The organism is Sandarakinorhabdus sp., assembly GCF_032115815.1.
Classification (GTDB): Bacteria; Pseudomonadota; Alphaproteobacteria; order Sphingomonadales; family Sphingomonadaceae; genus Sandarakinorhabdus.
Window position 1 is genome coordinate 1 of the sequence record NZ_JAUMBI010000259.1, and the last position, 6096, is coordinate 6096.

A 6096-nucleotide genomic window follows, 5' to 3' on the forward strand; every position below is an offset into this window, starting at 1 on the left:
CGCATCGTGCTGCCGGTGCTGGGTGGATCGCCGTCGGTGTGGAACACGGCGATGCTGTTCTATCAGGCGGCGCTGCTGGCCGGCTATGTCTATGCCGATTGGTTGCAGCGGCTGCCCGTGCGCCGGCAGTTGCTGCTGCACCTTGCGCTGTTTGCCACCGCCGCGCTCACGCTGCCGATCGGCATGGCGGGCTGGTTTCCGGCCGCGGGGAGCGACGATCCGTCGCTGTGGCTGATCGGCTTGCTGGCGGCCTCGATCGGGCCGGTGTTCCTGGCGGTGTCGGCGCAGGCGCCGCTGATGCAGGCCTGGTTTGCCCGCACCGATGATGGCGATGCCGCCAATCCCTATTTTCTCTATGCCGCCTCCAACCTCGGCAGCTTTGCCGCGTTGATTGCCTATCCGCTGCTGGTGGAGCCGCTGGCCGGGCTGGAAGCGCAGCGCATCGGCTGGTCGGCCGGCTTCGTCGCCTTGGCGGTGCTGGTGGCGCTGTGCGGGCTTGCTGCGGGCGACGGTGGGGCGACAGTGCCGGTGCCGCGTCCGTTCATCCCGCTGCGGCGGCGGCTGCGCTGGGCGCTGCTGGCGGCGGTGGCGTCGGCGCTGCTGCTGTCCACCACCACGCACCTCACCACCGACATCATGGCGATGCCGTTGCTGTGGGTGGTGCCGCTGGCGCTCTATCTGCTCAGCTTTGTCATCGTGTTCTCAGCCGCCGGGCCCCGTCTTGCTGGCTTGGCGCAAAAGGCCACGCCGCTGGCGCTGGTGCTGCTGGGCAGCTGGGTGTGCCTGGCCGGCAGCGGACCGGGCGTGGCGACATTGTTTGCGGTCGCCGGGCTCTTGCTGCTGTTGCTGATCACGGTGGCCCTGCACGGCGCGCTGGCGGCAGACCGCCCCGAAGTTGCCGGTCTCACCAGCTTCTATCTATGGATGTCGATCGGCGGCGCACTGGGCGGGCTGTTCTGTGCGCTGCTGGCGCCGCTAACGTTTGATTGGCCGTGGGAACATCCGCTGCTGCTGCTGGCGGCGGCCGCGCTGCTGCCCGGCCGCATGTGGCTGAAAGGCCGCTGGTGGCCGCTGTTACTGCCGCTGATCGCCCTGCTCTGCTGGGCGGCGGCGACGCGGCTGGGCAGCGTTGGCCTGGATCGCAGCCAGGCCTGGCCGTGGTCCAGCATGGCCTGCGTCGGCGGCGCTGGCGCACTGGCCCTGCTGCTGCAAGGCCGGCGCTGGGCCTTCACGGCGGCGCTGGCCTGCCTGATGGCGGCATTGGGCGGGGCCATCCAGCTGGAAACCAGCCTGTCGGGCCAGCGCCAGCGCAGCTTTTTCGGTGTCTACACCGTGACCACCAGGCCCAGCGCCGGCTATGTCGCGCTGCTGCACGGCACCACCATGCACGGCGCCCAATCGCTGCGCCCTGAACTCGCCACCACGCCGATGACCTATTATCTTGCGCAATCCGGGATCGGCCGGGCGCTGGCCCAGATGGACAGCAAGGCGCGCATCGGCGTCGTCGGGCTGGGCACCGGCACGCTGGTTTGCCATGCCAAACCCGGCCAGCATTGGACCGCGTGGGAGATCGATCCGCTCATCGTCACCATCGCCCGGCGTGACTTCAGTTACATCAGCCGCTGCAAACCCGATCTCGCCGTTGTTGTCGGGGATGCGCGGCTCACGCTGGCACAGGCGCCGCCGGCAGGCCTCGATCTGCTTGCCATCGATGCCTTCTCCTCCGATGCTATCCCGCTGCACCTGATCACCCGCGAAGCCTTCGGCCTCTATGGCCGGGCGCTGGCGCCAGACGGCCTGCTGCTTGTCCACATTTCCAACCGCTTCCTCGATCTTGAACCGGTACTGGCGGCGCTGGCACGGGCGGGCGGCTGGCGGTTGCAGGTGCTGGCGCTGCCGGCACCGCGCCGCGACGGGCAGGGCTGGGTCACCGCGGGCTCCACCTGGGTGGCGCTGTCCCGCGATCCGGGCCGGCTCCAGGCGCTGGTGGCGGCCGGTGACGGCTGGCGGCCACCGCGCACCCAAAAGGGGCTGGCGCCGTGGAGCGATGATTTCGCCTCGGTTCTGCCCGTCCTGCGCTGGCGCCGCGATTGAGGGGGCGATTGATGCGGCGTCACGCGGGTTGATTGGCACGGCCCATGCCATTAGGGATGGCCCTTATGGCGCGTGTTCCCTCCCACCCCGCTCTTGCCGATGGCGCGCATCCGTTCCCGCATGAACATCTGCTCGGTATCGCCCAGCTGAAGCCGTGGGAAATCGCCTTCCTGCTGGATGAAGCCGAACAATGGGTGGACATGAACCGCGCCCGCACGGCCAAGCGGGATGATCGTCTGGCCGGCCTTACCCAGATCAACGCCTTTTTCGAGAACTCCACCCGCACGCTGCTCAGCTTCGAAATCGCCGGCAAGCGGCTGGGGGCAGACGTGGTCAATCTCGGCGTGTCTGGCTCCAGCCTGAAAAAGGGCGAAACGCTGCTGGATACCGCGCTCACGCTGAATGCCATGCACCCAGACATGATCGTGATCCGCCACGGATCGTCGGGCGCGGTGCAGCTGATTTCGGAAAAGGTCGATTGCCCGGTCTTGAATGCCGGCGATGGCCGCCACGAACACCCCACCCAGGCGCTGCTCGACGCCCTGACCATCCGTCGCCGCAAGGGCCGCATCGCCGGGCTGCGCGTCGCGATCTGCGGCGATATCCTGCACAGCCGGGTCGCCCGTTCCAATTTCCAGCTGCTCGCCAGCCTTGGTGCCGAAGTGCGCGCCGTGGCCCCGTCCACCCTGCTGCCCGACGGTCTTGATGGCTATGCCGTGCAAAGTTTCACCGACATGGATGCCGGCCTCGCCGGTGCCGACGTGGTGATGATGCTGCGCCTGCAGACCGAGCGGATGGAAGGCGCCTATGTGCCCAGTCCGAGGGAGTATTTCCGCTTCTACGGGCTCACCGAAGCCCGGCTGGCCAAGGCCGCGCCCGATGTGCTGGTGATGCATCCCGGCCCGATGAACCGGGGTGTGGAGATCGACGGGGCGATTGCCGATGATATCGCCCGCAGCGCCGTCACCGAACAGGTGGAAATGGGCGTGGCGGTGCGCATGGCCTGCCTTGATGTGCTGACCCGCAAACGGCGTGGTGTGGAGGGCTGGAAATGACGCCCACCGCTCCCCTCGCGCTCACCGGCGCCCGCATCATCTGCCCGGCGACGGGCCATGACGGCATCGCCACCATCCTGCTGAAGGATCGCAAGGTCGCCGGCATCGGCCAGATCGAGCCGCCGTCCGACGCCACGGTGATCGATGCGCGCGGGCTGGTGGTGGCGCCGGGGATCATCGATGCCGGCGTGTTCAAGGCCGATACCGCTGCCGCCAATGCGGGCGGCATCACCCGCATGGTGCTGATGCCCGACCAATCGCCGCCGCTCGATGAACCAGCACTGGTCGCTTACGCCCAAGGCTCCGGCAAGCCCGATGTGTGGGTGCACCCGCTCGCCGCTGCCACGCGCGGTCTGAACGGCGAGGAACTGGCGGAAATCGGCCTGGCCAAGGCGGCGGGCGCTGTGGGTGTCGCCACCGGCCGCCATGCCATCGCCGATGCCCGCGTCATGCACCGGCTGCTCGCCTATGCCCATGGCCATGGCCTCACCGTGGTCAGCCACGCCGAAGACTCCGCGCTCACCGCTGGCGCGGTCGCCACGGCCGGCGAATATGCCACGCGGCTTGGCCTCGCCGCCGCACCGGCCTTTGCGGAAGGCCTGGCCATCAGCCGCGATTGCCGCCTTGCCGAAGCGACGGGCGCGGCGCTCCACATCCGCCAGGTCACCACCGCCGAAGGGCTCGCCGTGATCGCCGCCGCCCGGGCGCGCGGTGTGGATGTCACCGCCGGCATCACGCCCGCGCATCTCTATCTCAACGACATGGCCGTCTCCGGCTTCCGCAGCTTCGCCCGCCTGTCGCCGCCGCTGCGCGACGAACGCGATCGGCTGGCCGCCATCGAAGGCATCCGCGCCGGGATCATCACCATTCTCTCCTCCAGCCATGATCCGCAAAGCCAGGAAGACAAGCGCCAGCCCTTCGCCGACGCCCGCGCCGGGATGGCGGGCGCCGAAACCCTTTTGGCCCTTGGCCTTGGCCTGGTGCGCGATGATGTGATCGATCTGCCGCGCCTTGTGGCCATGCTCAGCCTCAATCCGGCCCGCCGCTTTGGGCTCATCGCCGGAACGCTGCAACTCGGCGCACCGGCAGACCTCATGGTCTTTGACGAAGCCGCCCCTTGGCGTATCGACGGACGGAAATTTCACGGAGCCGGCAATACGCCTTTTGATGGTGTGCCAACCGCCGGCATCGTGCGCATGACAATCAAAGGTGGAGACGTGGTTTGGCGGGTTTGAAGGCAATTGGCGCACTGCTGGTGCTGGCCCTGGTGGCCGGTGATCCGGCGCTCGCCGCCCGCAAGAAGAAGGGCAAGAAGGGCCGCGCCAGCCGCCCTGTGGCCGCCGCCCCGGCCCGCGCGACACCGCCGCCGCCATCGGTGCGCCAGGGCGTTGAATTGTGGCGCGCCAGCAAGTGGGATGCCGCCGTTTCGATGTGGCAGCCTTTCGCTCAGGATGGCGATGCCGATGCCATGTTCAACATGGGCCAGGCCTATAAACTCGGCCGCGGCGTCGCGCTGGACAAGACCATCGCCAGCGATTGGTATAACCGCGCTGCCGTGAAGGGCCATCTGCCCGCCCAGGCCAATCTGGGGATCCTGCTGTTCCAGGCCACTGAAAAGGCCGAAGCCGTGCGCTGGCTGAAAGCCGCCGCCGACAGAGGTGAAATGCGCGCCCAATATGTGCTGGGCATCGTGCACTGGAACGGCGACGGCGCGGCGAAATCACTGCCCTTGGCCTATGCCTATCTTGTGCGCGCCGCCGCGCAAGGCCTGCCCGAAGCCACCAAGGCGCTGAATGAACTTTCTCAGGTAATTCAACCTCTTGATCGCGCCAACGGCTGGCAGATTGCCACATCGCTGGCCAACGGCAGTGGTATCCCCGCCCAGTTCCAGCCCGGCATCCAGCCGCCGCCGATGCTGGCCGTCACCACCCCGCCGCCGCCGGTTGTCGTCGCCAGCGCCGCCGCAGCGCCGGCAACCGCGGCATCAGGCACCAGCAGCACCGCCGCGCTGAATGCCGCTGCGCTGAAAGCTGCCGAAGCTGATGCCGGTGAAGGTGACAGCGAAGAGGAACAGGACGCTCCCGCCGCCGCCGTGCCGATGGTCCAACCCGCCCCGGCCGCCAGCACGCCGCCACTTGCTCCGCCCACCGCTCGGCCCAACCGCACCGCCGATGCTGCTGCGGAAAGGAAAGCCGCTGCCGACAAGGCCGCTGCCGAAAAACGCGCCGCCGAACGGAAACTGGCCGCCCAGAAGGCCGCCGAAGCCGCCAGGGAAACCGGCTGGCGCATCCAGCTCGGCACTTACCCCAGCCAGAAAACCGCCATGCAGGCCTGGACCAAGCTCGCCGCCGCCAACAAGAAGGCAACCAAGGGCCTGCGCCCGGTGATCGGCAAGTTCGGCGGCAATTTCCGCCTGCAAGTCGGCCCATTCCCCACCCGCGACGAAGCCCGCGACGGCTGCAAGACGCTGGAAATCGGCAAGAACGGCTGCTTCGCGCTCAATATCGATTAAACAGCGCGCCCCCCGTCACGCTGCCGGCAGGTCCTTCGCCAACCGGTCGCGCAGTTCGCGGCGCAGGAACTTGCCGCTGGCATTGCGCGGCAACGCTTCGGCCATGAACCAGATGTGGCGCGGCACCTTGTAGTTGGAGATCAGGCTGCCGCAGAAACTGCGCAGCGCCGCCTCATCAAGGCTCTCGCCGGGCTTCAGCACGACAGCCACGGCCACCTCCTCACCCAGCCGGTGATCGGGCACGCCGAACACGCAGCATTCGGCCACCGCAGCATGGCGGTAGATGGCGGCTTCCACCTCGGCGCAATAGACATTCTCACCGCCGCGCAGCACCATGTCCTTCTTGCGATCGACGATGAAGATGAAGCCATCTTCGTCGATGCGGGCAATGTCGCCGGTGTGCAGCCAGCCATCGGTAATCGAAGCCGCGGTCGC

5 protein-coding genes are annotated in these 6096 nt (G+C 68.0%); 4 read left to right on the forward strand and 1 reads right to left on the reverse strand.

The annotated features are described in order from the left end of the window. From RT662_RS14785 to RT662_RS14800, 4 genes are all read left to right on the forward strand, one after another. Nucleotides 1–2094 (forward strand): fused MFS/spermidine synthase (locus RT662_RS14785; RefSeq protein WP_313671451.1); only part of this gene is annotated, 2094 nt, incomplete at its 5' end. A 65-nt stretch (nt 2095–2159) separates the two neighbouring features. Then, nucleotides 2160–3149: an aspartate carbamoyltransferase catalytic subunit gene (locus RT662_RS14790; RefSeq protein WP_313671452.1), complete on the forward strand. Its 990-nt coding sequence runs from the start codon at nt 2160–2162 to the stop codon at nt 3147–3149. Next, the gene (locus tag RT662_RS14795) at nt 3146–4384 is read left to right on the forward strand and encodes a dihydroorotase (protein WP_313671453.1); all 1239 of its coding nucleotides are present in this window, start codon (nt 3146–3148) and stop codon (nt 4382–4384) included. Before RT662_RS14790 ends, RT662_RS14795 begins: the two co-directional genes overlap by 4 nt. After that, nucleotides 4381–5661: an SPOR domain-containing protein gene (locus tag RT662_RS14800; protein ID WP_313671454.1), complete on the forward strand. Its 1281-nt coding sequence runs from the start codon at nt 4381–4383 to the stop codon at nt 5659–5661. The genes RT662_RS14795 and RT662_RS14800 overlap by 4 nt, the downstream gene beginning before the upstream one ends. 15 nt (nt 5662–5676) lie before the next feature. On the opposite strand, the gene RT662_RS14805 is transcribed toward RT662_RS14800, so the two are convergent. Next, nucleotides 5677–6096 (reverse strand): AMP-binding enzyme (locus tag RT662_RS14805; RefSeq protein WP_313671455.1); only part of this gene is annotated, 420 nt, incomplete at its 5' end.